Annotated in this window: 30 protein-coding genes; 2 read left to right on the forward strand and 28 right to left on the reverse strand. The window is 65.4% G+C overall.

Annotation, left to right across the window (positions count from 1 at the left end; genetic code table 11):
* The first annotated feature begins 11 nt into the window (after positions 1-11).
* Positions 12-1,229 carry a Do family serine endopeptidase gene (locus W930_RS0103550; protein WP_023593900.1) on the forward strand — a complete coding sequence of 406 codons (1,218 nt, stop codon included), beginning with the start codon at positions 12-14 and terminating at the stop codon, positions 1,227-1,229.
* Between the two features lie 270 nt (positions 1,230-1,499).
* Here the strand turns inward: W930_RS0103550 and tatC are convergent, their stop codons facing one another.
* The 27 genes from tatC to W930_RS0103685 form a co-directional block, all read right to left on the reverse strand.
* Positions 1,500-2,291: a twin-arginine translocase subunit TatC gene (tatC, locus tag W930_RS0103555; protein WP_023593899.1), complete on the reverse strand. Its 792-nt coding sequence runs from the start codon at positions 2,289-2,291 to the stop codon at positions 1,500-1,502.
* 65 nt (positions 2,292-2,356) lie between these two features.
* Complete coding sequence (tatB, locus tag W930_RS0103560) at positions 2,357-2,899, reverse strand: Sec-independent protein translocase protein TatB (protein ID WP_023593898.1); 543 nt, start codon at positions 2,897-2,899, stop codon at positions 2,357-2,359.
* Between the two features lie 12 nt (positions 2,900-2,911).
* Positions 2,912-3,157 carry a Sec-independent protein translocase subunit TatA gene (gene tatA / locus W930_RS0103565; RefSeq protein ID WP_023593897.1) on the reverse strand — a complete coding sequence of 82 codons (246 nt, stop codon included), beginning with the start codon at positions 3,155-3,157 and terminating at the stop codon, positions 2,912-2,914.
* A 307-nt stretch (positions 3,158-3,464) separates the two neighbouring features.
* Positions 3,465-3,839, reverse strand: a complete 375-nt coding sequence (locus W930_RS0103570) for a histidine triad nucleotide-binding protein (protein ID WP_023593896.1) — start codon at positions 3,837-3,839, stop codon at positions 3,465-3,467.
* Positions 3,840-3,892: 53 nt separating this feature from the next.
* Positions 3,893-4,324 (reverse strand): membrane protein, encoded by a 432-nt coding sequence (locus tag W930_RS0103575; RefSeq protein ID WP_023593895.1) that lies wholly within the window; start codon positions 4,322-4,324, stop codon positions 3,893-3,895.
* Between the two features lie 79 nt (positions 4,325-4,403).
* Positions 4,404-4,760 (reverse strand): phosphoribosyl-ATP diphosphatase, encoded by a 357-nt coding sequence (locus W930_RS0103580; protein ID WP_023593894.1) that lies wholly within the window; start codon positions 4,758-4,760, stop codon positions 4,404-4,406.
* 5 nt (positions 4,761-4,765) lie between these two features.
* Positions 4,766-5,164 (reverse strand): phosphoribosyl-AMP cyclohydrolase, encoded by a 399-nt coding sequence (gene hisI / locus W930_RS0103585; RefSeq protein ID WP_023593893.1) that lies wholly within the window; start codon positions 5,162-5,164, stop codon positions 4,766-4,768.
* A 17-nt stretch (positions 5,165-5,181) separates the two neighbouring features.
* Complete coding sequence (hisF, locus tag W930_RS0103590) at positions 5,182-5,955, reverse strand: imidazole glycerol phosphate synthase subunit HisF (protein ID WP_023593892.1); 774 nt, start codon at positions 5,953-5,955, stop codon at positions 5,182-5,184.
* 38 nt (positions 5,956-5,993) lie between these two features.
* Positions 5,994-6,743, reverse strand: a complete 750-nt coding sequence (gene hisA / locus W930_RS0103595) for a 1-(5-phosphoribosyl)-5-[(5-phosphoribosylamino)methylideneamino]imidazole-4-carboxamide isomerase (RefSeq protein WP_023593891.1) — start codon at positions 6,741-6,743, stop codon at positions 5,994-5,996.
* 47 nt (positions 6,744-6,790) lie between these two features.
* Positions 6,791-6,949: a hypothetical protein gene (locus W930_RS30375; protein ID WP_023593890.1), complete on the reverse strand. Its 159-nt coding sequence runs from the start codon at positions 6,947-6,949 to the stop codon at positions 6,791-6,793.
* Positions 6,937-7,575, reverse strand: a complete 639-nt coding sequence (hisH, locus tag W930_RS0103605) for an imidazole glycerol phosphate synthase subunit HisH (protein WP_023593889.1) — start codon at positions 7,573-7,575, stop codon at positions 6,937-6,939. Before hisH ends, W930_RS30375 begins: the two co-directional genes overlap by 13 nt.
* Complete coding sequence (locus tag W930_RS0103610; protein WP_023593888.1) at positions 7,572-8,198, reverse strand: MarC family protein; 627 nt, start codon at positions 8,196-8,198, stop codon at positions 7,572-7,574. Before W930_RS0103610 ends, hisH begins: the two co-directional genes overlap by 4 nt.
* Positions 8,199-8,309: 111 nt before the next feature.
* Positions 8,310-8,897, reverse strand: a complete 588-nt coding sequence (hisB, locus tag W930_RS0103615) for an imidazoleglycerol-phosphate dehydratase HisB (RefSeq protein ID WP_023593887.1) — start codon at positions 8,895-8,897, stop codon at positions 8,310-8,312.
* A gap of 28 nt (positions 8,898-8,925) precedes the next feature.
* Positions 8,926-9,990, reverse strand: a complete 1,065-nt coding sequence (gene hisC / locus W930_RS0103620; protein WP_023593886.1) for a histidinol-phosphate transaminase — start codon at positions 9,988-9,990, stop codon at positions 8,926-8,928.
* Between the two features lie 28 nt (positions 9,991-10,018).
* The gene (locus tag W930_RS0103625; protein WP_023872480.1) at positions 10,019-10,579 is read right to left on the reverse strand and encodes a hypothetical protein; all 561 of its coding nucleotides are present in this window, start codon (positions 10,577-10,579) and stop codon (positions 10,019-10,021) included.
* A 1-nt stretch (position 10,580) separates the two neighbouring features.
* Positions 10,581-11,903, reverse strand: coding sequence for a histidinol dehydrogenase (gene hisD, locus W930_RS0103630; protein WP_023593884.1), 1,323 nt, complete (start codon positions 11,901-11,903; stop codon positions 10,581-10,583).
* Positions 11,900-12,580, reverse strand: coding sequence for an ATP phosphoribosyltransferase (gene hisG, locus W930_RS0103635; protein WP_010808174.1), 681 nt, complete (start codon positions 12,578-12,580; stop codon positions 11,900-11,902). Before hisG ends, hisD begins: the two co-directional genes overlap by 4 nt.
* Positions 12,577-13,917: a UDP-N-acetylglucosamine 1-carboxyvinyltransferase gene (gene murA, locus W930_RS0103640; protein WP_024788444.1), complete on the reverse strand. Its 1,341-nt coding sequence runs from the start codon at positions 13,915-13,917 to the stop codon at positions 12,577-12,579. Before murA ends, hisG begins: the two co-directional genes overlap by 4 nt.
* Entirely contained in the window at positions 13,914-14,153 is a 240-nt protein-coding gene (locus tag W930_RS0103645; RefSeq protein WP_023593882.1) for a BolA family protein, read from the reverse strand. Before W930_RS0103645 ends, murA begins: the two co-directional genes overlap by 4 nt.
* An 18-nt stretch (positions 14,154-14,171) precedes the next feature.
* Entirely contained in the window at positions 14,172-14,927 is a 756-nt protein-coding gene (locus W930_RS0103650) for an ABC transporter permease (protein WP_023593881.1), read from the reverse strand.
* A complete protein-coding gene (locus W930_RS0103655) occupies positions 14,924-15,850 on the reverse strand; it encodes an ABC transporter ATP-binding protein (RefSeq protein WP_023872482.1) in 927 nt (308 codons plus the stop codon). The genes W930_RS0103650 and W930_RS0103655 overlap by 4 nt, the downstream gene beginning before the upstream one ends.
* 379 nt (positions 15,851-16,229) lie before the next feature.
* Entirely contained in the window at positions 16,230-16,487 is a 258-nt protein-coding gene (locus W930_RS0103660) for a lipid asymmetry maintenance protein MlaB (protein WP_023593879.1), read from the reverse strand.
* A gap of 4 nt (positions 16,488-16,491) precedes the next feature.
* Positions 16,492-17,112: a phospholipid-binding protein MlaC gene (locus W930_RS0103665; protein WP_024788445.1), complete on the reverse strand. Its 621-nt coding sequence runs from the start codon at positions 17,110-17,112 to the stop codon at positions 16,492-16,494.
* Between the two features lie 207 nt (positions 17,113-17,319).
* Entirely contained in the window at positions 17,320-18,231 is a 912-nt protein-coding gene (locus tag W930_RS0103670; protein WP_023872483.1) for a VacJ family lipoprotein, read from the reverse strand.
* A gap of 5 nt (positions 18,232-18,236) precedes the next feature.
* Positions 18,237-18,776 (reverse strand): outer membrane lipid asymmetry maintenance protein MlaD, encoded by a 540-nt coding sequence (gene mlaD, locus W930_RS0103675; RefSeq protein WP_023593877.1) that lies wholly within the window; start codon positions 18,774-18,776, stop codon positions 18,237-18,239.
* Between the two features lie 4 nt (positions 18,777-18,780).
* Entirely contained in the window at positions 18,781-19,548 is a 768-nt protein-coding gene (gene mlaE, locus W930_RS0103680; protein ID WP_023593876.1) for a lipid asymmetry maintenance ABC transporter permease subunit MlaE, read from the reverse strand.
* Positions 19,545-20,363 carry an ABC transporter ATP-binding protein gene (locus tag W930_RS0103685; RefSeq protein ID WP_023593875.1) on the reverse strand — a complete coding sequence of 273 codons (819 nt, stop codon included), beginning with the start codon at positions 20,361-20,363 and terminating at the stop codon, positions 19,545-19,547. The genes mlaE and W930_RS0103685 overlap by 4 nt, the downstream gene beginning before the upstream one ends.
* Before the next feature lie 325 nt (positions 20,364-20,688).
* Here W930_RS0103685 and W930_RS0103690 point away from each other — a divergent pair, with 325 nt between their 5' ends.
* Positions 20,689-21,210: a GNAT family N-acetyltransferase gene (locus tag W930_RS0103690; protein WP_023593874.1), complete on the forward strand. Its 522-nt coding sequence runs from the start codon at positions 20,689-20,691 to the stop codon at positions 21,208-21,210.
* A gap of 111 nt (positions 21,211-21,321) precedes the next feature.
* Here W930_RS0103690 and W930_RS29450 read toward each other — a convergent pair whose 3' ends face one another.
* On the reverse strand, positions 21,322-22,533 hold the full coding sequence (locus tag W930_RS29450) for a thiamine phosphate synthase (protein WP_023872485.1): 1,212 nt from the start codon (positions 22,531-22,533) through the stop codon (positions 21,322-21,324).
* Positions 22,534-22,538 lie beyond the last annotated feature (5 nt).

Raw genomic sequence — 22,538 nt, forward strand, 5'->3', positions numbered from 1 at the left:
CTCGCTCTTTCATGCTCAGACGCTTCTGGCTACTGTTCGCGCAAGCGGTCACCGTGCTGCTTGCGTTGCTCTTCATCATCGCCACACTCAAGCCGCAGTGGCTGCAACGCCAGGGTTCGTTCGGCAAGCAACTGGCCAATCCGATCATCGCCTTGCAGGAAGTCGGGCCAAGCCTGTCCGAGAAGCCTTCCGCAGGCTCGTACGCCGACGGCGCGCAAAAGGCCATGCCCGCGGTCGTCAGCATCTTTTCCAGCAAGGAACAAAAGCAGAACCGCGACCCGCGTCTCGATGACCCGCTGTTCCGCTACTTCTTCGGCGACGGCGGCGGCACGGTGCGGCAAGACCCGGTCTCGAGCCTCGGCTCGGGCGTGATCGTGAGCAGCGAAGGCTATATTCTCACGAATCATCACGTGGTGGACGGCGCCGACGAGATCGAGGTCGCCCTCGCGGATGGCCGCAAGGCCCGCGCCAAGCTGGTCGGCAGCGACCCCGAAACCGATCTGGCCGTGCTCAAGATCACGCTCGACAACCTGCCGGCCATCACGCTCGGTCGCATGGACCAGGTGCGCGTGGGCGACGTGGTGCTCGCCATCGGCAATCCGTTCGGCGTGGGCCAGACGGTGACGATGGGTATCATCAGCGCCCTGGGCCGGAACCACCTCGATATCAGCACGTTCGAAAACTTCATCCAGACGGACGCCGCCATCAACCCGGGCAACTCGGGCGGCGCGCTGGTCGACGTGAACGGCAATCTGCTGGGCATCAATACCGCGATCTATTCGCGCAGCGGCGGGAACATGGGGATCGGCTTCGCGATTCCGGTGTCGACGGCCCGCTCGGTGCTCGAGAGCATCATCACGACCGGCACGGTCACGCGCGGCTGGGTGGGCGTCGAGCCTCAGGACATCACGTCCGACATTGCCGAGTCGTTCGGCTTGCAGCAGGACTCGGGGGTCATCATCGCAGGCGTGGTGCAAGGCGGGCCGGCCGACAAGGCTGGCGTGCAACCGGGCGATATCCTGACCAAGGTGAACGACGAGTCGATTCGCGACACCACCGAACTGCTCAACGTCATCGCACAGATCAAGCCGGGCGCGCAGGCCAGGATTCACGTTACCCGCAAGAAGAAGGAACTGGACCTGAGTGTGGTCATCGGCAAGCGCCCGCCGCCGCCCAAGCGGCCGACGCCGGAAGAAGACGACGGCACCGGCGACAACAGCAGCGATTGAGGTTGCGCCGCGGCGTCGACCGCAAGACTGGACAAACGGCTGCGCTTCGGCGCGGCCGTTTTCGTTTGCGCACCAGCCGACGCCCCCACCGCGTGCACATGCCTCGACAATGCCGTCAGCGCTGCGTGCCGGCGGATTGCCCGGCCGCATGCGCCGGGCCACCGACGGGCAATAAAAAAGCACGGGACGAAACCCGTGCTTTTCTTGCGTCCGACGCGCCCGGTGACAAAACTTGCCTCGCCCCGGCGTCTCGACCGTTCAACGCCTCGCTTATGGCGTTGCCTGCCCGTTGCCCTCGCTGCTCTCTTCGGTCTGCTGGCCTTGTTTGACGAACAGGCGCGCCGCCACTAAACCGAGCTCGTAAAGAATGCAAAGCGGCACGGCCAGCATCAGTTGAGAGAGGATGTCCGGCGGCGTCACCACGGCCGCCAGCACAAACGCGCCCACCACCACATACGGACGAATCTGCTTGAGCTTGTCGATACTCACCACGCCCATGCGCGCGAGCACCACCACCACGACCGGCACTTCGAACGTCACCCCGAAGCACAGGAACATCGTGAGCACAAAACTCAGGTAATTGTCGATATCGGTGTTCATCTCCGCGCCCAGCGGCGCGTTGTAGTGCGCCATGAAATGGAACACGGTTGGGAACACCAGGAAGTAGGCGAACGCCATGCCGAGCAGGAAGAGCAGGTAACTGCTCACTACCAGCGGCATCACCAGCTTCTTCTCGTGCTGGTACAGCCCCGGCGCCACGAAGGCCCAGATCTGGTACAGCACCACGGGCAGCGCGATGACGAATGCGACCATCATCGTGACCTTCATCGGCACGAAGAAGGAGCCGGTGATGTCGGTCACGATCATCTTGCCGCCGGCCGGCAGCGACTGCATCAACGGACGGGCGAACAGGCGGAAGATGTCCGGCGCCCAGTAGACCAGGGACAGGAACACCACGATCACGGCAACGCCCGCGCGAATGATGCGATTGCGCAGCTCGATCAGATGCGAGATGAAGGTCTCTTCGGTACCCCCTTCGGGGATTTGCTTGTCGTCGCTCACGTCGACTTATCCAGGAATGAAGCCGGCACAGTGCCAGATGACAGGAAGTTCGTGGCGCCCGCGCCTCAGAAGAACTTGACGGGTCGGCGCAGTTTGGCCGGTGTATGACGCGCCACGCGCGCCGCCCCCGACTGAACCCGCGTACGCGTGGCGCTGGCCTGCTTGAACCACATCGGCGTGGCAGCCCGGCGCACGCGCCAGTTGCGACGCTTTGTCGACCCGCGCACACCCGACGTCACCACCGGCTCACCGAGATAGCTGTCCGAGTACCCGGTCGCCGCGTCCGTAGTGCCGCCGGCCGTCTCGCCCGTCGAAGTCCCGGTAGCACTTGCCCAGGCGTCGTTGAGCGACGCCTCCTGCTCATGCAACTGCTTCTGAATCGTGTTCTGAGCGCTGCGGGCCGCGTCTTCGAATTGCGTGCGCATGTTGCGCAGCTCATCGAGCTCCATCTCGCGGCTCACCTCCGCCTTCACATCGTTGATATAGCGCTGCGCGCGGCCAAAAAGGGCGCCCGCGGTGCGGGCCACCTTCGGCAAGCGCTCCGGACCGATCACGACCAGCGCAACCACGCCGATCAGCATCAGTTTGGAAAGGCCGAGATCGATCATGTCGACGCCGGCTTAGCCTTGCTTGTGATTGCTCGCGTCCTTGGCCTGCACGTCGATGGTGGTCGAATCGCGCAGTTCCTTGGCAGCCGCCGGGTCTTCCTTGGCCGGGGCATTGCCTTCGCCCTCTTTCATGCCGTCCTTGAAGCCCTTGACCGCACCGCCCAGATCGCTGCCGATGTTACGCAGCTTCTTGGTACCGAACACCATCATCACGATCACCAGCACGATCAGCCAGTGCCAAATACTCAACGAACCCATGACCACTCTCCTTGCGTTTCCCTACCCCTGCCGCCTCGCGACGGGGTCTTGTCGAGCCGCGTTGCCTGACGGCCGCCCGGCCGTCGGGCAGGTGCCCTGTGTTTGCCCCCGTGCCCGCAGCCACGTGCCCCATTGTGGCACATCGCGCGTCACGTCCTGCATCGTAACCGGGCCGGACACCGGGTAGAAATAAATGTTTGTTGAAACATTGCCCAATGCGGCATCCCTGCACGTACGGGTGGCATCGCGCGGCGAATTGCCGTTCATATCGGCCGCTTCCGCCCGAAGCCGTCCAGGCCCCCGTCGCTCACATGCGCTTCCACGGCCTCGGCCCGGCCAGAATATGCATGTGAAGATGATAAACCTCCTGCCCGCCTCCCGGCCCGACGTTCGTCACCACGCGAAACCCATTGCTGTCGACGTTCGACGCATCGCCATCGAAGCGGTAGCCGTGCTCCGCCGCCAGTTTCGGTGCAAGCAGCATCATCTTGCCCACCAGCGCCTGGTCTTCGGGCTGACAGTCCTGCAGCGTGGCGATGTGCTTGCGCGGCACCATCAGCAGGTGCAGGTCGGCCGCCGGGTTGATGTCCTTGAACACCACGACGTCGTCGTCGGTGTACACCTGCGTGCTCGGGATCTGCCCGGCAACGATTTTGCAGAAGATACAGTTATCGTGCGTCATGCGTGTGTCTTCCTCTCGCATTCTCGAATGGATCGAAGCGTGGCCGCCGACACTCAGGGCCGCGCGGCGTACATCGGCTTGTTGTCGTTCAGATAGAGCCAGCCCTTGACGATTCGGTACAGCGTCCAGATGCCAAGCACCCAGAGAATCGCGAAACCGACCATCACCACGGCCAGCGCCACGCCGAGCACTCCCCACACCACCGACCACCAGAAGGTGCGGATCTGCCAGGTGAAGTGCGACGCGTAGAGCGTGCCGGCTGCGTCGTCTCGCTTGATGTAATTGATGATGATCGCCACGATGGCGGTCACGCCGCCGGTGAGCCAGAACAGCGCGTAGAGCGCGTAGAGCACGTGCGTGAGCTTGCGCAGCGCGCGTTCCTGCTCGGCGCTCGGGGCGCTCTGGATCGGCGCGGTATTCACCACGTAAGGATGGTCCGTGCTGCCGGGCGAGCCGGTCGAACCCGGGTATTGCGAATCGTTCATGAGGCGTCTCCTCGCGTGAGCCTTTGCGGCGCGTTCCCGTGCCGGCCCGTGGCAGGCCGGTGCGGCGGCCGGGCGTCGATCAGTCGGCGTGTTCGCCGCGCGTGCCGCGCTGCGCCTTCTCGACGAGACCCGACAGACCTTCGCGGCGCGCCAGTTCGGCGAGCACTTCCTGCGGGCTCAGATCGTGATGGGCCAGCAGCACCATGCAATGGAACCACAGGTCGGCCGTCTCGTTGACGAGCTTCTGACGCAGGTTGTCGGCGCCGCCAATACGGATGTCCTTGGCCGCGAGCACGACTTCGGTCGCTTCCTCGCCGATCTTCTTGCAGATGGCGTCGTCGCCCTTGTGGAACAGGCGGGCAACGTACGATTTGTCGGGATCGCCCCCTTTACGCGAGGCGATGACTTCGGCAACACGCTCGAGCGTATCGTTCATGGCAGTCACTTGTAGATCTTGTGCGGGTCTTTGAGCACCGGCTCGACCGTGGCCCAGCGGCCGTCGTCGACGCCGCCCTCGAACTTCTGGAAGAAGCAGGAATGGCGGCCGGTATGGCAGGCGATGCCGTCGATCTGCTCGACCTTGAGCAGCACGACATCTTCGTCGCAATCCAGACGGATCTCATGCACCTTCTGCACGTGCCCCGACTCCTCGCCCTTGTGCCACAGGCGTTTGCGCGAGCGCGAGTAGTAGACGGCCTCGCCGGTCTCGACCGTGCGCGCGAGCGCTTCGCGGTTCATCCAGGCGAACATCAGCACGTCGTTGCTGCCGACCTCCTGCGCGATCGCGGGCACGAGACCCTGCGCGTCCCAACTTACCTTGTCCAGCCAGTCTTGCGTCATGATCCGTCGATTCCCGTTCAGAGCCGCACCGAGATGCCCTTGTCGGCCATGAAGCGCTTGGCTTCGCCCACGGTGTGCTCGCCGTAGTGGAAGATGCTGGCGGCGAGCACGGCATCTGCATGGCCTTCGGTCACGCCGTTGGCCAGGTCGGCCAGCGACCCCACGCCACCCGAGGCGATCACGGGGATGTTGACGGCGTCGGAGACCGCGCGCGTGAGCGCCAGGTCGAAGCCGCTCTTCGTGCCGTCGCGATCCATGCTGGTCAGCAGGATTTCACCGGCGCCGAGCGCCTCGACCCGCTTGGCCCAGGCCACCGCATCCAACCCGGTGCCCTTGCGCCCGCCATGCGTGAAGACCTCCCAGCGCGGCGGTTCGCCGTCGGCCGAGACACGCTTGGCGTCGATCGCCACGACGATGCACTGCGAGCCGTACTTGTCGGCGGCGTCGGCGACCAGTTGCGGGTTGGCCACGGCCGACGAATTCATGCTGATCTTGTCGGCGCCGGCGTTGAGCAGGCGGCGCACGTCGGCCACCTCGCGCACGCCACCACCCACGGTCAGCGGAATGAAGACCTGTGCGGCCACCGCCTCGATGATCGGCAGGATGAGATCGCGTCCGTCGGAGGTTGCCGTGATGTCGAGGAACGTGAGTTCGTCGGCGCCCTGCTCGTCGTAGCGACGGGCGATTTCGACGGGGTCGCCCGCATCGCGGAGTTCGACGAAATTGACGCCCTTGACCACGCGGCCGGCTGTCACGTCCAGGCACGGGATGATGCGTTTGGGGAGAGCCATGATGTTGGCACGCGAGGCGGCCGCAGCCGCGGGCTCGCTTATGCCGCTCCTTCGGTAAGCTCGTCGGCGCGCTTTTGCGCCGAGGAGAAATTCAGATCGCCCGAGTAAATCGCACGGCCGCAGATGACGCCTTCGACGCCTTCGTCCTGGACCTTGCACAGCGCGTCGATGTCGTTCAGGTTCGACAGGCCGCCGCTGGCGATCACCGGCACCGTCACGGCCTGCGCGAGACGCACGGTCGCTTCGATGTTGATGCCCTGCAGCATGCCGTCGCGACCGATATCCGTGTAGATGATCGACTCCACGCCGTAATCCTCGAACTTGCGCGCCAGGTCCACCACTTCGTGGCCCGTGAGCTTGCTCCAGCCGTCGGTGGCGACCTTGCCGTCCTTGGCGTCGAGGCCCACGATGATGTGGCCGCCGAACGCACTGCAGGCATCGCGCAGGAAACCGGGGTTCTTCACCGCGGCGGTGCCGATGATGACGTACGACAAGCCGTCGTCGAGGTAGCGCTCGATGGTGCCGAGATCGCGAATGCCGCCGCCCAGTTGCACGGGGATGTCTTCGCCCACTTCCTGGATGATGGCGCGAATGGCCGCCTCGTTGCGCGGCTTGCCAGCGAATGCGCCGTTCAGGTCCACCAGGTGCAGACGCCGCGCGCCTTGCTCGACCCAATGCCGGGCCATGGCAGCGGGGTCCTCCGAGAATACGGTGGCTTGATCCATGTCGCCTTGTTTGAGGCGAACACATTGACCGTCTTTAAGGTCGATGGCCGGGATGAGCAGCATAGGCAATCGTGAAACGTCGCTAGTGGGAAGTAAAAGAAATTCGCGATTTACGCGCACAACGCGAATCCGACGCCCGCCTTGCCGGACATCGGCACATCGGCTTCGGATTCATCAACATGACACACAGTATAAGCGGTGACAGAGGACACGCCCTGAAAGGCAAGGAAGCGCAATTGCGCCGCCCGCGTCGCGATCAGGGCTTCCACTGGGCAAAGTTTCGATACAGGGCCAGGCCGGCCTGGGCGCTCTTTTCCGGGTGGAACTGGGTGGCGAAGATATTATCTTGGGCCACCGCACAGGTAAAGGGCACCCCATAGACCGTCTCGCCGACCGTCAGTTCGGGCTTCGCGGGCACGGCGTAATAGCTGTGCACGAAGTAGAAATAGCTGTTGTCGGGCACGCCCGCCCAGATCGGGTGGCTGCGCGTTTGACGCACGCGGTTCCAGCCCATTTGCGGGATCTTGAAGCGCGAGCCGTCGTCCTGAAGCTGCCCCTCGAGCTCGAAGCGCACCACGCGGCCCGGCAACAGGCCGAGCGCGGGCGTGTTGCCCTCGTCCGAGATGTCGAAGAGCATCTGCTCGCCCACGCACACGCCGAACATCGGCTTGCTCGCGGCAGCCTCGACGACTGCTTCGCGCAGCCCCGATTCGTTCAGGCAGCCCATGCAGTCGCGCATGGCGCCCTGCCCCGGCAGCACCACGCGGTCGGCGGCCCGAATCTCGGCGGCGTCGCTGCTGATGCTCACGTCGGCCTCGGGTGCCGCCGCACGCAGTGCCTGATAGACCGAGCGCAGGTTGCCCATTCCGTAGTCGACAATCGCAATCTTATTCATCTCAAACCCGGCAGCAGTATTTTCAAACCATCCATAATGAATTCAACGGCCAGCGCCGAGAGGATCAACCCCATCAAACGCGTGCCGATGTTGATGCCCGTGCGTCCGAGCCAGCCTTCGATGCGCGAGGCGCTGCGCAGCGCCACCCAGCAAACCGCGCCGACACCCACGCCGATCGCCACCAGCGCCAGCACCTGGGCCCACCCGTGCGCGCGGCCCGAGTAGATGATCACGGTACTGATCGTGCCCGGACCGGTGAGCAGCGGGATCGCCAGCGGTACCACGGCGATGTTCGGCCGCTCCTCGGCTTCATGGCGTTCTTCCGGCGTGGCCCGCGTGTTCCCCGTCTGCGCGTTAATCATGTTGACCGCCATGAGCAGCATGATGATCCCGCCGCCGACTTCGAGCGACGCGATCGAAATGCCGAAAAAGCGGATGATCGCCTCGCCGAACAGCCCCGAGCCCGCCACGACCAACGCCACGGCGATCGCCGCAATCCTGATCGTATGACGCTTCTCTTCGCGCGTCTGCGACGACGTCAGGCTGATGAACAGCGGGATCGCCCCGAGCGGGTTGATCAGGGCCAGCAGCGAAATGAAGAACTTGAAGGCGTCGAGCGTCATGGGGGGCACACGGCGCCGGCTTCCGGCCGGGCGGTGAAGCGTCGCAGGGGCGCCGGCACGGGCCGGCGGGCTATCCGGCCGGCGCTGTGCGCCAGCCGGCGAGTCTCACGTCTACAGGCTTCCCTTGGTCGACGGCACGACACCCGCCGCACGCGGGTCGATCTCGACCGCCATGCGCAGGGCACGACCGAACGCCTTGAACACCGTTTCGCACTGGTGGTGGGCGTTGATACCGCGCAGATTGTCGATATGCAGCGTCACGCCGGCGTGGTTCACGAAACCGCGGAAGAATTCAATGGTCAGGTCGACGTCGAAGTTGCCCACGCGGGCGCGCGTGAACGGCACGTGGAATTCGAGGCCGGGACGGCCCGAGAAGTCGATCACCACACGCGAGAGCGCCTCGTCGAGCGGCACGTAGCTGTGGCCATAGCGCACGATGCCCTTCTTGTCGCCAATGGCCTTGGCGACGGCCATGCCCAGCGTGATGCCGACGTCTTCCACCGTATGGTGATCGTCGATGAACGTGTCGCCCTTGGCCTCGACTTCCATGTCGATGAGGCCGTGGCGCGCGATCTGGTCGAGCATGTGGTCCAGGAACGGCACGCCGGTATCGAGCGTCTTGCGGCCGGTGCCGTCCAGATCTATCTTGACGCGTATTTGCGTTTCGCTGGTATCGCGAACGACTTCCGCAATGCGCATGATGGTGAGTTCTCGTCGTATGGCTTTATTAGAGCGATGCGGCCAGGGCTTGCACCATGGCCGTATTCTCCGTGGGGGTGCCGACCGTCAATCTCAGGCAATTGGCCAGCAATACGTGCATTTTACCCACGTTTTTGATCAATACCTTGTGTGCCAGCAGCCCGGCGTGGGTTTTGTCGGCGTCCGGCACGCGTACCAGCAGGAAATTGGCGTCGCTCGGGAACACGTGCACCCCGGGCAGCGCCGCCACCGCGGCCGCCAGCCGCTCGCGCTGCGCGCGCAATTCGGCCGCCTGCGCGTCGAGCACGTCGAGGTGATCGAGCATGAATTCGGCACACGCCTGCGTCAGCACGTTCACGTTGTAGGGCGGCCTCACCTTGTCGAGCTGGTCCAGCCAGTGCGCTCCGCCTGCCACGTAGCCGAGCCGGATCCCGGCCAGGCCCAGCTTCGAGACGGTGCGCATGACCAGCAGGTTGGGGAATTCGGGCAGGCGCGGCATCCAGGTCTTGCCCGCGAACGGCTGATAGGCCTCGTCGATCACCACCAGCCCACGATCGGCCGCGCGCACCAGGGTCTCGATGTCGTCGTCGGCGAACAGGTTGCCGGTCGGATTGTTCGGATAGGCCAGATACACCACCGCGCCCGGATGCGCCGCGATGGCGTTGAGCATCGCCGGCATGTCGAGCGAAAAGTCGGGGCGCAACGGCACACCCACGAACTCGATGCCCGCGAAGCGCGACGACATCTCGTACATGACGAAGCCCGGCATCGGCGCGATCACGGCGGCCCCCGGACGGGCCGTGGCCATCGCGATCATGTTGATGATCTCGTCGGAGCCGTTGCCCAGCAGCAATTTCATCCCGGCCGGCACCTCCATCGCGCGCGAAAGCTTCTCCAGCAGCGCCTGCGGACGCGGCGCCGGATAGCGGTTGAGCGCCACGTCGGCCAGGCGCCGCCCCAGTTCGGTGCGCAATGCCTGTGGCAAGCCGTACGGATTCTCCATCGCATCGAGCTTGAGGAACCCGGTGGCGTCGGGCACGGGGTAGGTGCTCATGGCGAGCACGTCGGGGCGAATCACTTGGTCGACGGACATGGCGAAAGGAAGGATAGGGCGAGTCGAATCAGTTGAAGGCGAACGTGAGCAGACCGGCGTCCGCACCGTCGATCTTGACGGTGCATCGGCGGCCGGTTTCCACGCTGCCGAGCGCCGCGGTAATGCGCTGCACACGCACCCCGGTTTGCCACGAGAGCGCCTGCGCGACGCCCGGGCTCACCCGGGCGGGCGAGGCCTCGGCCTCGCAACGCATGGCCACCAGCCGGTTGCCCACACGTCCGAACACGCCATGCCCCACTTCCTCGTCGGTGCCGCGCAACGCCGGCTTGCCGTCCAGACGCAGTACATAGACATCGTTGTCGAACGCCTGCCGACGCACACAGACCGTCATGCGCTCGACCGAGGCGCCCTCGAACGTAGCGTGCTGGCAATCGGTTCCCGCCGCTTGCGCGGCCGTGCCCGCGATCATGCCGAGCGTCGCCACGGAGACGGCGCGCAGCGCGGCCCGCGTGAGGCGGGCCGACAGCAAAAGCCAGGGTGCATCGCAGGCCGCGATTGCGCGGATCCGACGCCAGGCGGTCGCCGGCATCGTGGGACCAGGCGCGGACCGCAGGGCGTCGTCGCGCATGTCAGGACTCGTGATGCAGACGGTACTCGGCGCTGCGCGCGTGCGCTTGCAGGCCTTCGCCGTACGCCAGCTCGGCGGCGATCTCGCCCAGCATGCGGGCGCCGCCCTCGCTCACTTCGATCAGGCTCGAACGCTTGATGAAGTCGTACACGCCAAGCGGCGAGGAGAAACGTGCGGTGCGCGACGTCGGCAGCACGTGGTTCGGCCCGGCGCAATAGTCGCCCAGGCTTTCGCTCGTGAACTTGCCGAGGAAGATCGCACCGGCGTGGCGGATCCTGTCGCTCCACTGTTGCGGCGTCTCGGCCGAGATTTCGAGGTGCTCAGGGGCGATCACGTTGGCGATCTCGCACGCTTCGGCCATATCGCGCACCTTGACCAGCGCGCCGCGCCCCTGCAGCGAGGCGGCGATCACGTCGCGGCGCGGCATGTCGTCGATCTGGCGCTCCAGCGATGCGTGCACGCGCGCGATGTACTCGGCGTCCGGGCACAGCAGGATCGACTGGGCAAGCTCGTCATGCTCGGCTTGCGAGAACAGGTCCATCGCCACCCAGTCGGGGTCGGTCGATCCGTCGCAAATCACGAGAATCTCCGACGGGCCGGCGATCATGTCGATGCCGACGGTGCCGAACACGCGGCGCTTGGCCGCCGCCACGAAGGCGTTGCCCGGACCCACGATCTTGTCGACGGCCGGCACGGTCTCGGTACCGTACGCCAACGCGCCGACGGCCTGCGCGCCGCCGATGGTGAACACGCGATCCACGCCGGCGATGTGCGCGGCGGCGAGCACCAGGGGGTTCTGCACGCCGTCCGGCGTGGGCACCACCATGATGATGTCCTTCACACCGGCCACGCGTGCCGGAATGGCGTTCATCAACACCGACGACGGGTACGCGGCCTTGCCGCCCGGCACGTAAATGCCCACGCGATCGAGCGGTGTGACCTTCTGGCCCAGCACCGTGCCGTCCGACTCGGTGTACTGCCAGCTATGGGTGCCGCACTCGATGCGCTGCTTCTCGTGATAGGCGCGCACGCGTGCGGCGGCAGCCTCCAGCGCGGCGCGGCGCTTCGGCTCGAGACTTTCGAGCGCTTCAGCCAGCACGTCGGCCGACAGCTCCAGCGCGGCCATGTTCGGCGCGTTCAGACGATCGAAGCGGTTCGTGTACTCGATGACGGCCGCATCGCCGCGCGTCTTCACGTCGGCGAGGATCTCGGCGGCCGCACGGTCGATGGCGGCGTCTTCACTCGCTTCGAATGCCAGCACGTCGCGAAGCTGGGTCGCGAAGCCTTCGGCACCGGAGTCGAGTTTGCGGATTTCGAGTTTCATGCTGTTTGCCGGGACGCCTGCTCGAAGGCGTCCAGAATGGGCTGCAACGACTCGCGCTTGAGCTTGAGCGCAGCCTGGTTGATCACGAGGCGGGACGAGATATCCATGATCTCCTCCACTTCCACCAGATTGTTGGCCCGAAGCGTGCCGCCGGTACTCACCAGATCGACAATCGCGTCGGCCAGACCCACGAGCGGGCCCAGCTCCATCGAGCCGTACAGCTTGATCAGGTCGACGTGCACGCCCTTGGCCGCGAAGTGCTCGCGCGCGGTCTGCACGTACTTGGTCGCCACCCGCAGGCGCGCACCCTGACGGACCGCATTCGCGTAATCGAAGCCCTTCGGTACAGCCACAGACATGCGGCAGCGGGCAATGTTCAAATCGATCGGCTGATACAGTCCACCGCCGCCGTGCTCGATGAGTACATCCTTGCCGGCCACGCCGAAGTCGGCGGCCCCGTATTGCACATAGGTCGGCACGTCGGTCGCGCGCACGATGATCACGCGCAGGTTCGGGTCCGTGGTCGGCAGAATCAGCTTGCGCGAGGTCTCCGGGTCTTCCGTGACTTCGATACCGGCAGCGGCGAGCAACGGCAGCGTTTCCGTAAAGATACGCCCTTTCGAGAGGGCCAGCGTCAGCGGTTGAGCGAGCGGCTGGGCCGGCTTGGCGGAACTCATGCAATTTCTCCCTGGCGTGCTTCGACACGCCGGATTCGCGCGCCCACGGCGCACAACTTGGCCTCGATACGATGATAGCCGCGATCGAGGTGATGAATACGGTCGACGAGCGTGCGGCCCTCGGCCGCCAGCCCCGCGACGATCAGACTGGCGGACGCGCGCAGATCGGTCGCCATCACGTGCGCACCCGACAGGCGCTCCACGCCCGAAATGCGCGCGGTGTTGCCGTCGATGCCGATATTCGCGCCCAGGCGCATCAACTCCTGCACATGCATGAAGCGGTTCTCGAAGATCGTTTCGACGACCTGCGACGCACCTTCGGCGATGCAGTTCAGCGCCATGAACTGGGCCTGCATGTCGGTCGGGAAGGCGGGGTATTCGGACGTGCGGAAACTCACCGCCCGCGCGCGCCGATCCATCGTCACACGCAGCCAATCCGCACCGGCGCTCACGTCGGCGCCGGTTTCACGCAGCTTTTCGATCACGGCGTCGAGCGTGCCCGGCACCACGCGGCGCAGCGTGAGGTCGCCGCGCGTAGCCACGGCCGCGCACAGGAACGTGCCGGCTTCGATTCGGTCGGGCACCACGTCGTGCGTGGCCCCATGCAGGCGCGCCACCCCGGTCACGACCAGTCGTTCCGAGCCGATGCCCTCGATCTTCGCCCCCATCTTCACCAGCAGGTTTGCCAGATCGGTCACCTCCGGCTCACGTGCGGCGTTGGCCAGCACGGTCACGCCGTCGGCGAGCACGGCCGCCATGAGCAGGTTCTCGGTGCCCGTCACGGTGATCATGTCCGTCACCAGCGTCTCGCCGCGCAGTCGCGTGGCGCGAGCCACGATATCGCCGTGCGCGAGGGTGATCTCGGCGCCCATCTTCTGCAGGCCCTTGATGTGCTGATCGACAGGCCGCGCCCCGATGGCGCATCCGCCGGGCAGCGACACGCGCGCCTCGCCGCAGCGCGCCAGCAGCGGGCCGAGCACGAGAATCGATGCCCGCATGGTCTTGACCAGCTCGTACGGCGCGGCGGGCGCCGCGATGCACGACGCGTCGAGCGTCACCGATTCGCCCTTGCGCTCGACCTTCACGCCCATGCGCGCGAGCAACGTGAGCATGGTGCGCACGTCGTGCAGATCCGGCACGTTGCCGAGCACGAGCGGCTCGGCCGTCAGCAGGCTCGCACAGAGAATGGGCAGGGCCGCGTTCTTCGCGCCCGAGACGGTAATCTCTCCCGCCAGCCGCTCGCCACCTTCGATCTCCAGGTGGTCCGCGGCCACACGCTCGCCGGCGGCCGCCTCGCCATTGCCGGCGGCGCCGGTGCTCTCTTGCGTCATCCTCATTGCGCCTGATACTCCGCCGGCGTGAGGGTCTTCATCGACAATGCGTGGATTTCCGCCTTCATGCGGTCGCCCAGCGCGGCGTACACGAGCTGATGGCGCGCAATGAGGCGCTTGCCTTCGAACTGCGCGCTCACGATGGTCGCGAAGAAGTGCTGGCCGTCACCTTCGACGGCCACGTGATCGCAAGCCAGGCCGGCTTCGATGTACTGTTTGATTTGTTCTGGGGTAGGCAGCATTGCTGATCCTGGAGAAGTTCAGTGACGCAGTTTGTAGCCGCGGCGCAGCAGACCCAGCGCCACGGTTGCGAGTATCAGGAACGTCGCGCCAACGACGGCGAGGCTGGTCTGCGGCGCCACGTCCGACACGCCGAAGAAACCGTAGCGGAATCCGTCGATCATGTAGAAGAACGGATTGAAATGCGACACAGCCTGCCACACCGGCGGCAGCGAGTGAATCGAGTAAAACACGCCCGCGAGGAACGTCGCCGGCATGATGAGGAAGTTCTGGAACGCCGCGAGCTGGTCGAATTTCTCCGCCCAGATGCCCGCAATCAGGCCCAGCGTGCCCAGAATGGCCGCGCCGAGGAATGCGAAACCGATGATCCACAGCGGTGCGGCAAACGACAGATGCGTGAAAGCCACCGTCACGAGGAACACGCCGAGCCCCACGCACAGGCCGCGCACCACCGCGGCGAGCACGTAGGCCCCATACATCTCCCAGTGCGAAAGCGGCGGCAGCAGCACGAACACGAGGTTGCCCGTGATCTTCGACTGGATCAGCGACGAGGAGCTGTTCGCGAAAGCGTTCTGCAACACGCTCATCATCACCAGCCCGGGCACGAGGAAGGACGTATAAGTGATCTGGTCGTAGACCTTCACCCGGTCTTCGAGCACATGGCCGAAGATCATCAGGTAGAGCAGCGCGGTGAGCACCGGTGCGGCCACGGTCTGGAAGCTCACCTTCCAGAAGCGCAGCACTTCCTTGTACAACAGCGTGCGAAAGCCGATCATGCCGCCACCTCCTGCGCACGCGAGCCCGACATGATCTGCACGAATACGTCCTCGAGGTCGGCCTTCTGGATGTCGATGTCCTCGACGATGCCGCCCGCCGCCCGGCAGGTGGCGAGAATCGATTCCACTTCGTCGCAGCCGGACAGGCGCAGCGCGAACTGGTGCCCGCCGGTGTCCTGCCCGTCCACCAGCAGCGGGCGCAATTCGTCCGGCAGCGTGCCCTGCCTGAAGCGCAGCACGAGACGCGTGCCCGCGAAGCGCTGCAGCAGCGACGCCGTACGCTCGAGCGCCACCACTTCGCCGCGCTTGAGCATGGCGATGCGATCGCACAGCGTTTCCGCTTCTTCGAGATAGTGCGTGGTAAGCACGATGGTGTGCCCTTCGCGGTTCAGGCGCGAAATGAACTTCCAGAGCGTCTGACGCAACTCGACGTCGACCCCGGCGGTCGGCTCGTCGAGCACGATCACCGGTGGACGATGCACGAGCGCCTGCGCCACCAGCACGCGGCGCTTCATGCCGCCGGACAGTTGGCGCATGTTGGCGTCGGCCTTGTCGGTCAGATCGAGATTGGCCATCACTTCGTCGATCCAGTCGTCGTTGCGCTTGAGCCCGAAGTAGCCGGACTGGATACGCAGCGTCTCGCGCACGGAGAAAAACGGATCGAAGACGAGCTCCTGCGGTACCACGCCGAGTTTGCGACGGGCGTTGCGGTAGTCGCGCACCACGTCGTGGCCAAGCACGCTGATATTGCCGGAATCCGCGCGGGCGAGGCCCGCGAGAATGCTGATCAGCGTGGTCTTGCCGGCGCCGTTGGGACCGAGCAGACCGAAGAATTCGCCTTCTTCGATCGAAAAGCTGACGCCCTTGAGCGCCTGCAACGCCTGATAGCGTTTTTTGACGTTACGGATTTCGATGGCGGCCATGACTGCACGCACCCGCCCTGGCGGATGCGCCATGTTTGTATTCCGGTCACCGCTGCCCCCGCGCGCATCGCCCGCTGGCGTGGCGGCCAGGGCAAGGTCGGCAAGGTGGGTGCCCGGAAAGGGATATTTGCCTAAAAATCGGCAGAAAACCCCCGATTATAAAGGAAGCCGATGGCGACCGTGGGGATGGCACCCCAAGCCGCCCGACACCGCCCGTAACCTCGGTAACGCGGTAACGTGCGGTAACGGCAACATCGGCAATGCGAGCGCCGCAGGCCACATCGTCGGCGGCCAGGGATGGCAGTCCAGACACGCGCCATAAAAAAAGCGCCGTCGCGAGACGGCGCTTCTTGTCAGGACCGCTACCCGGTCCGACGCATCAGCTCGAGAGCAGATGGTCGACGCCGTACACCAGCGCCAGGCTGGCGAGTCCCGTCGGCAAGTTAGTGAACGCCAACGTCGCCCCCCGCCGGCTCGCGTGGCGGCGCAAGGCCAGCAGCACGGCGAGCGCCGACGAGTCGAAGTGCGTGAGCCCCGCGCAATCGATCTGGGTTTCGCCAGCGTCGATGCGGTCGATGGCCTGCGCGAGAACGTCGCCGGCGGTGTCGTGAGTGAGATCGGTCTGCAACGCGAGCATGCGCTTACTTGCCGCCTGCGAGTTGCTGGTTGCGCTCGGTCAGGAACTTGATCAGACCGTCGATCCCCGACGCGTTGACCTTTTCCGCGAACTGATTGCGGTACGTCTGCACCAGCCAGGCGCCCAGCACGTTCAGGTCATACAGCTTCCACTCGCCGCTGGCCGTCTTGTAGAGACGGTAGTCGAGTTCGACGGGCTGACCGTTGTTCACCACGTCGGTGTACACAACCACGTCGGTATCGCCCGGCTGGGCGCGGAACGGCTTGTAGTTGACCTGCTGGTCGCGAATCTGGGCGATGGCGCCGGCGTACGTGCGCAGCAGCAGTTGCTTGAACTGCTCGGTGAGCTGCTGGCGCTGTTGCGGCGTGGCGTCGCGCCATGCCCTGCCGGTGGCCAGTTGCGTGGTGCGCGTGAAGTCGGCGTGCGGCATGATCTTCTGCTCGACCAGACGCGTGATGCTGTTCAGATCGCCCTTCTGGATATTCGGATCGCTCTTGGCGGCCGTCATCACTTCCGTGACCGTCTGCTTGACCAGCACATCCGGAGCTTGCGCCTGCGCCATCGCCGAACCCGCGGCGGTATACGTCATGAATGCCATGACGGGAATGAGCCAGAACTTCTTCATTGTGGACTTCCTCTTTCGAGTGACGAGTGTTGCGGGTTTGGATACCCGCTTCGCGTGTTGAGTTCTCGAATCGCGCGCAGCGTCGTGTAACAAACTGTTGCCCGGCGAGCCTGCCCGCGGCGCCCCGCCCGGCGGGGCACTATGTTGCGGACACAATTGGCTCGGTTCGGCGCAAAACGGCGACGAACGCGACGTGACCGACGTCGATCAGCGACGGAACGGCAGACCGCCCGGCACCATCCTGCCCGGCACGGGCGACCCTTGCGGGCTCTCCGGCTCGGCCGTCACGCCCGACGCCGGATGGGGTGCCGCAGCCGGCATCGGCTGAGCGCCGGCGCCCACCGCCCCTGCCGCCCCTGCTGCACTTGCCGCGCCCGGGACGGCAGCACCGGCGCCGCCTTCCTCTTCGTCGTAGTTCGGCAGCGCGGCATTGCCCGAGGCGCCGCCGTTGATCAGATATTTGCGACGCGCCAGATAGGCATCGCGCGTGAACGAATACGGATCGAGCGCGGCCGCTTCGAGCAGGTTCGAGGCGTCGAGCAGGTTCGCGCGCGTATTCACGAGACGCACGCCGTAGATGGTGTAGCTGACCCAGTCAGGCTTGATGTACGAGGTCGGGTCGATGAACATATTGCCCGCCATGCCGACCGTATCGCGCACGGTACTCGGCCCGAGCAGCGGCAGCACGAGGTACGGACCGTCGGGCAAGCCCCACTTGCCGAGCGTGACGCCAAAATCCTGGCTGTGCTTCGGCAATCCGGCCGGCGACGCGAAGTCGATCAGACCGCCCACGCCGAACACCGTGTTGATCGTCAGGCGCATCAGATCCTGCACGGCCGCCGTGACTTGCAGCTGCAGGAGGTTGTTGGCGAAGTTGTACACGTCGCCGATGTTCGAGAAGAAGTTCGTGACCATGTCGCGCGCCGGTTCCGGCACCACGAAACGGTAGCCCTTGGCCACCGGGGTCATGACCGTCTTGTCGAGCGTGTCGTTGAACGAGTACATCGAACGGTTGAAACCTTCGATGGGATCGGCGGGGTTCGGATTCGTGACAGTGGCGCAACCTGCCAGCGCCATGGCGCCGGCGGCCAGCACGGCCGAAGTTCGGAAGCTGGTCATTTCTCTTATTTTCCTTGGGTTACCGGTGCTGCAGCCGCGGGGGCGGCCGGTGCCGGAGCCGTCGATGCGCCGCCCGCCTGGGCGCCACCGGCATCCGCCGCCTTGTTGTACAGGAACTGACCGATCAGGTTTTCCAGCACGATCGCGGATTGCGTGAGCGTGATCGTATCACCGCTCTTGAGCATCTGATCGTCGCCGCCGGGCTCCAGCCCGATGTACTGCTCGCCGAGCAGGCCCGATGTCAGGATCTTCGCCGACGAGTCCTTCGGGAACTGGTACTGCGACTCGATGTTGAGCGTCACGTCGGCCAGATAACGCTTGTCGTCGAACCGGATCGACGCCACGCGGCCCACCACCACACCCGCGCTCTTGACGGGGGCGCGCGGCTTGAGCCCGCCGATATTGTCGAAGCGCACCGTGATCGGGTACGAGCTCGAGAACGACAGCGAACTCATGTTGCCTGCCTTGAGCGCGAGGAAGAGCAGCGCGGCGAAGCCGAGAACGACGAACAGGCCGACCCAGAAGTCGAGGGGGTGTTTTTTCATTGTGTTAGCTGAACATAAGGGCGGTGAGCAGGAAGTCGAGACCGAGCACGGCAAGCGACGCTTGCACCACCGTGCGCGTCGTCGCACGCGACACGCCTTCCGGCGTCGGCTTTGCTTCGAAACCCTGATACAGCGCGATGAACGTCACCGCGATACCGAAAACGATGCTCTTGATGACGCCGTTGGCAACATCGGACCACACGTCCACGCCGCCCTGCATCTGCGACCAGAACGCACCGGTGTCCACGCCGATCAACTTCACGCCGACGAGGTAGCCGCCGAACACGCCGACGGCCGAGAAAATCGCCGCCAGAATCGGCATGGCGATCACGCCCGCCCAGAAGCGCGGCGCCACCACGCGGGCGATCGGATCGATTGCCATCATCTCCATGGCGGTGAGTTGCTCGCCTGCTTTCATCAGGCCGATTTCGGCCGTGAGCGACGTGCCCGCGCGCCCCGCGAACAGCAACGCCGTGACCACCGGTCCGAGCTCGCGCACCAGCGAGAGCGCGACGAGCAGGCCCAGCGCCTGCTCCGAGCCGTATTTGTTGAGCGTGTAGTAGCCCTGCAGCCCGAGCACGAAGCCGACGAACAGGCCCGACACGGCGATGATGACGAACGAGTAGTTGCCGACGAAATGAATCTGGTCGGTCACCAGGCGCGGTCGGCGCAGTAGCGGACCGCTCGACGCCAGCATGCGCAGGAACATTCGGGCGCCGTAGCCCAGCCGTTCGACGTGGCCTCGGACAAAACTGCCGATGGTAGTGATCATGCACGCGCTCCGATACCGAAGTCTTCCGCGAGCGGCGGCGCGGGATACTGGAACTTCACGGGGCCGTCCGGTTGCGCGTCGATGAACTGTCGCACCGTCGGGTCATTCGAGGCGCGCAGTGCGTCGGGCGTGCCCTCAGCGCCAATGCGGCCCTCGCTGATGAAATAGATGTAGTCGGCGATGGCGAACGTCTCCGAGACATCGTGCGACACGATGATCGACGTGGCTCCCAACGCGTCATTGAGCTTGCGAATCAGGTTCGCGGTGATGCCCATCGAAATCGGATCGAGCCCGGTGAACGGCTCGTCGTACATGACGAGATCCGGGTCCAGCGCAATCGTTCGCGCCAGCGCAACGCGCCGCGCCATGCCGCCCGAAATCTCGGCCGGCTTCATGTCGCGCGCGCCGCGCAGGCCCACCGCATTGAGCTTCATGAGCACAAGGTCGCGAATCAGCGTTTCGTCGAGCTTCGTATGTTCGCGCAGCGGGAAGGCCACGTTCTCGAACACCGTCATGTCGGTAAAGAGCGCGCCGAACTGAAACAGCATGCCCATGCGCCGGCGCAGCCGGTACCAGCCGTCGCGATCGAGCGTGGACACGTCGGTGCCGTCGAAGTCGATGGCGCCGCGACTCGCATGCACGAGGCCACCGATCAGGCGCAGCACCGTCGTTTTCCCGCAGCCGGAGCCCCCCATCACGCCGACGACCTTGCCGCGGGCAAACCGCATATTCAGCCCGGAAAGCACCAGACGCTCGCCATAGCCGAAGCTGACGTCGCGCAATTCGAGCAGATTTTCCGGATTCGGAGTAGGCACGTTTCGAGTCTTATAGTGCGGTGCAAAACGCCAATTATAGGGGCGAATGCCATTCGATGCCGTTCAAGGGCGGGCCACCGAAACGATGCCCGGCGCTGTCCCGCGGCATTTTACAGGGCCTTCGTGTCCGCGCCCGATCGGGTTGCGCCAATCGCAACGGGGGGAAAACGTAACCGCGCCAACGACTTACCTTGCACCGCCGGGTGCAGGTGTTGCGCCGTTGCTACAATAACCCCGTTTTGCGCAATGCACTTTTGTCTCGATGCCTCGCCACCTGCCCACATCGCTCCATGCCCTTGCGCCCAGCGCGTTCCAGATTCGTCCGATGCGACCGGCCGACTTGGCTCAGGTGCTGGCCGTGCAGGCCGAGGCGTATGCGGACGTGATGCACGAGTCGGAGGCGACTTTGGCGTCGCGGCTGGCGCTCTCGCCCACCACCTGCTGGGTTGCCGTGGACCATGCGCCGGATGACGAGACGTCGGACGGTACGCGCGAGCGAGTGGCCGGCTACCTGTTCACGCACCCCTGGTGCATCGCGGCGCCTGCGCCGCTCGACACCGTTCTCGACGCACTGCCCGACGCGCCCGACTGCTGGTACGTCCACGACATGGCCCTGGCGCCCCGCACACGCGGCGCAGGCGTGGCCCGCCAGTTGTATGCCGCAGCCCTCGCGGTCGCGCAGACGCTGGGCCTGCGGTCGTCGGCGCTGGTGGCGGTGCAACAGTCGCAAACCTTCTGGGCACGCTTCGGCTATGTCGCGACTTCGGACGTCTCGCCGTCGATCGCCGCCAAACTGGCCGGGTACGGCGACGGCGCCGTGTTCATGACACGCCCCCTTCCGCACTGAGGGATTCGAACCCCCTGCCAACCTTGCACCCTTGCACCCTTGCACCCTTGGCATCTCGATCGCCTGACCGTCTGACCGTCCGGGCGCCCTGACGTCCCGGGCGCGTGTGAGTCAGTCCCGCCGGGCGAACTCGGCCTGCATTTCCTTGACGGCCGCCGCCACGTCCGCGGCTTGCGTCACGGCGCGCACCACCGCAGTGGACCTCACCCCCGTGTCGAGCACCTGAGCGAGATTCGCGGCGTCGATGCCACCGATGGCGACAAGCGGGTAATGCGGCGCAATCAGTTTCACGTAGCGGGCCAGCTTCGCGAGCCCCTGGGGCGCCGTCGCGATCACCTTCGTCGTGGTGGGAAATACGGCGCCCACGGCGAGATAGCTCGGCTGGAAATGATGCGCAGCGAGAATCTCGTAATAGCCATGCGTGCTGATGCCCAGCCGCATGCCGCTGGCGTGCAGTTCGGCCACTTCGCCGGCCGACAGCGCCGCCATGTCCTCCTGGCCGAGATGCACCCCGTACGCCTGCGCGCGGGCGGCTTCGCGCCAATGGTCGTTGATGAACCACGCACTGTCGTGCGTCACCCGTCGGGCAGCGGCGACCGTACGCTCGATGTCCGAGCCCAGCGCGGGGTGCGCCGGATCCTTGATGCGCAATTGCACGGTACCCACCTGAAGGTCGGCCATGCGCTCGCACCATTCGGCGTTCGGCAGCACGGGATAGAGTCCCAGTCGCTTGGGGCAGCCCGGAAAGCGGCCCGGCGACGGCACTTGCCCGAGGACTTCCGGGAACGTTTCGAGACGGGTCGGCCACGCGCCCAGCGTGCCGGCATCCTCCGCATGGGCGTGGCTGCCGTCGGTACGCCAGGCGCGCGCGAGTACGAGCGCGTCCTGCGGCATGAAACCACAGTCGAGAAACGCCGCAAACGCCGGGAAGAAGGCCGGATCGTCCACGCCGGCCACCCGATAGATCGTATCGGACGTATACAAAGTATCCTCGACACGACCTGCGGCCAACGCCCGTGAGTCGAGCACCACGGCGCCCGCCGCGCGCCAGGCATCGCGTTGCATCAGCGCCGCCGTGCCCGGCGTTTGCGCCGACGACATCGGCCACCAGATCACGTCGCCCTTGCCCGCACTTGCCGGCGTTTGCGCATGCAGGCGCCAGCGGGGCGCCGAGGCGTCGTCGGGCCATGGCGCGAGCCGCGCGCGAATTTGCGCCGCGGCCTGCTGCCAGGCCATGGCCAGCGGTGCATCGTCGGGCAGGCATCGCACGTTCGAGAGGTGCAAGTCGTGCGAGGGTGCGGCGGCGCCGGAGTGCGTCGTCATGAAAA

Source organism: Pandoraea sp. E26 (genome assembly GCF_000681415.1).
In the GTDB taxonomy this organism is placed as follows: Bacteria; Pseudomonadota; Gammaproteobacteria; order Burkholderiales; family Burkholderiaceae; genus Pandoraea; species Pandoraea pnomenusa.

What these genes read in the sequence shown, in the direction of transcription:
- murA (WP_024788444.1), bottom strand. Translation starts at nt 13,917, where the DNA reads ATGAGGATGACGCAAGAGAGCACCGGCGCCGCCGGCAATGGCGAGGCG.
- W930_RS0103660 (WP_023593879.1), bottom strand. Translation starts at nt 16,487, where the DNA reads ATGCTCGCGTTGCAGACCGATCTCACTCACGACACCGCCGGCGACGTT.
- W930_RS0103690 (WP_023593874.1), top strand. Translation starts at nt 20,689, where the DNA reads ATGCGACCGGCCGACTTGGCTCAGGTGCTGGCCGTGCAGGCCGAGGCG.
- hisH (WP_023593889.1), bottom strand. Translation starts at nt 7,575, where the DNA reads ATGAATAAGATTGCGATTGTCGACTACGGAATGGGCAACCTGCGCTCG.
- tatA (WP_023593897.1), bottom strand. Translation starts at nt 3,157, where the DNA reads ATGGGTTCGTTGAGTATTTGGCACTGGCTGATCGTGCTGGTGATCGTG.
- W930_RS0103650 (WP_023593881.1), bottom strand. Translation starts at nt 14,927, where the DNA reads ATGATCGGCTTTCGCACGCTGTTGTACAAGGAAGTGCTGCGCTTCTGG.
- mlaE (WP_023593876.1), bottom strand. Translation starts at nt 19,548, where the DNA reads ATGATCACTACCATCGGCAGTTTTGTCCGAGGCCACGTCGAACGGCTG.
- hisF (WP_023593892.1), bottom strand. Translation starts at nt 5,955, where the DNA reads ATGGCTCTCCCCAAACGCATCATCCCGTGCCTGGACGTGACAGCCGGC.
- hisC (WP_023593886.1), bottom strand. Translation starts at nt 9,990, where the DNA reads ATGTCCGTCGACCAAGTGATTCGCCCCGACGTGCTCGCCATGAGCACC.
- mlaD (WP_023593877.1), bottom strand. Translation starts at nt 18,776, where the DNA reads ATGAAAAAACACCCCCTCGACTTCTGGGTCGGCCTGTTCGTCGTTCTC.
- hisI (WP_023593893.1), bottom strand. Translation starts at nt 5,164, where the DNA reads ATGACGCAAGACTGGCTGGACAAGGTAAGTTGGGACGCGCAGGGTCTC.
- W930_RS0103580 (WP_023593894.1), bottom strand. Translation starts at nt 4,760, where the DNA reads ATGAACGATACGCTCGAGCGTGTTGCCGAAGTCATCGCCTCGCGTAAA.
- W930_RS0103625 (WP_023872480.1), bottom strand. Translation starts at nt 10,579, where the DNA reads ATGCGCGACGACGCCCTGCGGTCCGCGCCTGGTCCCACGATGCCGGCG.
- W930_RS0103670 (WP_023872483.1), bottom strand. Translation starts at nt 18,231, where the DNA reads ATGACCAGCTTCCGAACTTCGGCCGTGCTGGCCGCCGGCGCCATGGCG.
- W930_RS0103570 (WP_023593896.1), bottom strand. Translation starts at nt 3,839, where the DNA reads ATGACGCACGATAACTGTATCTTCTGCAAAATCGTTGCCGGGCAGATC.
- W930_RS0103575 (WP_023593895.1), bottom strand. Translation starts at nt 4,324, where the DNA reads ATGAACGATTCGCAATACCCGGGTTCGACCGGCTCGCCCGGCAGCACG.
- hisA (WP_023593891.1), bottom strand. Translation starts at nt 6,743, where the DNA reads ATGCTGCTCATCCCGGCCATCGACCTTAAAGACGGTCAATGTGTTCGC.
- W930_RS0103610 (WP_023593888.1), bottom strand. Translation starts at nt 8,198, where the DNA reads ATGACGCTCGACGCCTTCAAGTTCTTCATTTCGCTGCTGGCCCTGATC.
- W930_RS0103655 (WP_023872482.1), bottom strand. Translation starts at nt 15,850, where the DNA reads ATGGCCGCCATCGAAATCCGTAACGTCAAAAAACGCTATCAGGCGTTG.
- W930_RS0103645 (WP_023593882.1), bottom strand. Translation starts at nt 14,153, where the DNA reads ATGCTGCCTACCCCAGAACAAATCAAACAGTACATCGAAGCCGGCCTG.
- tatB (WP_023593898.1), bottom strand. Translation starts at nt 2,899, where the DNA reads ATGATCGATCTCGGCCTTTCCAAACTGATGCTGATCGGCGTGGTTGCG.
- hisD (WP_023593884.1), bottom strand. Translation starts at nt 11,903, where the DNA reads ATGAAACTCGAAATCCGCAAACTCGACTCCGGTGCCGAAGGCTTCGCG.
- W930_RS29450 (WP_023872485.1), bottom strand. Translation starts at nt 22,533, where the DNA reads ATGACGACGCACTCCGGCGCCGCCGCACCCTCGCACGACTTGCACCTC.
- W930_RS0103550 (WP_023593900.1), top strand. Translation starts at nt 12, where the DNA reads ATGCTCAGACGCTTCTGGCTACTGTTCGCGCAAGCGGTCACCGTGCTG.
- hisB (WP_023593887.1), bottom strand. Translation starts at nt 8,897, where the DNA reads ATGCGCATTGCGGAAGTCGTTCGCGATACCAGCGAAACGCAAATACGC.
- hisG (WP_010808174.1), bottom strand. Translation starts at nt 12,580, where the DNA reads ATGAGTTCCGCCAAGCCGGCCCAGCCGCTCGCTCAACCGCTGACGCTG.
- W930_RS0103665 (WP_024788445.1), bottom strand. Translation starts at nt 17,112, where the DNA reads ATGAAGAAGTTCTGGCTCATTCCCGTCATGGCATTCATGACGTATACC.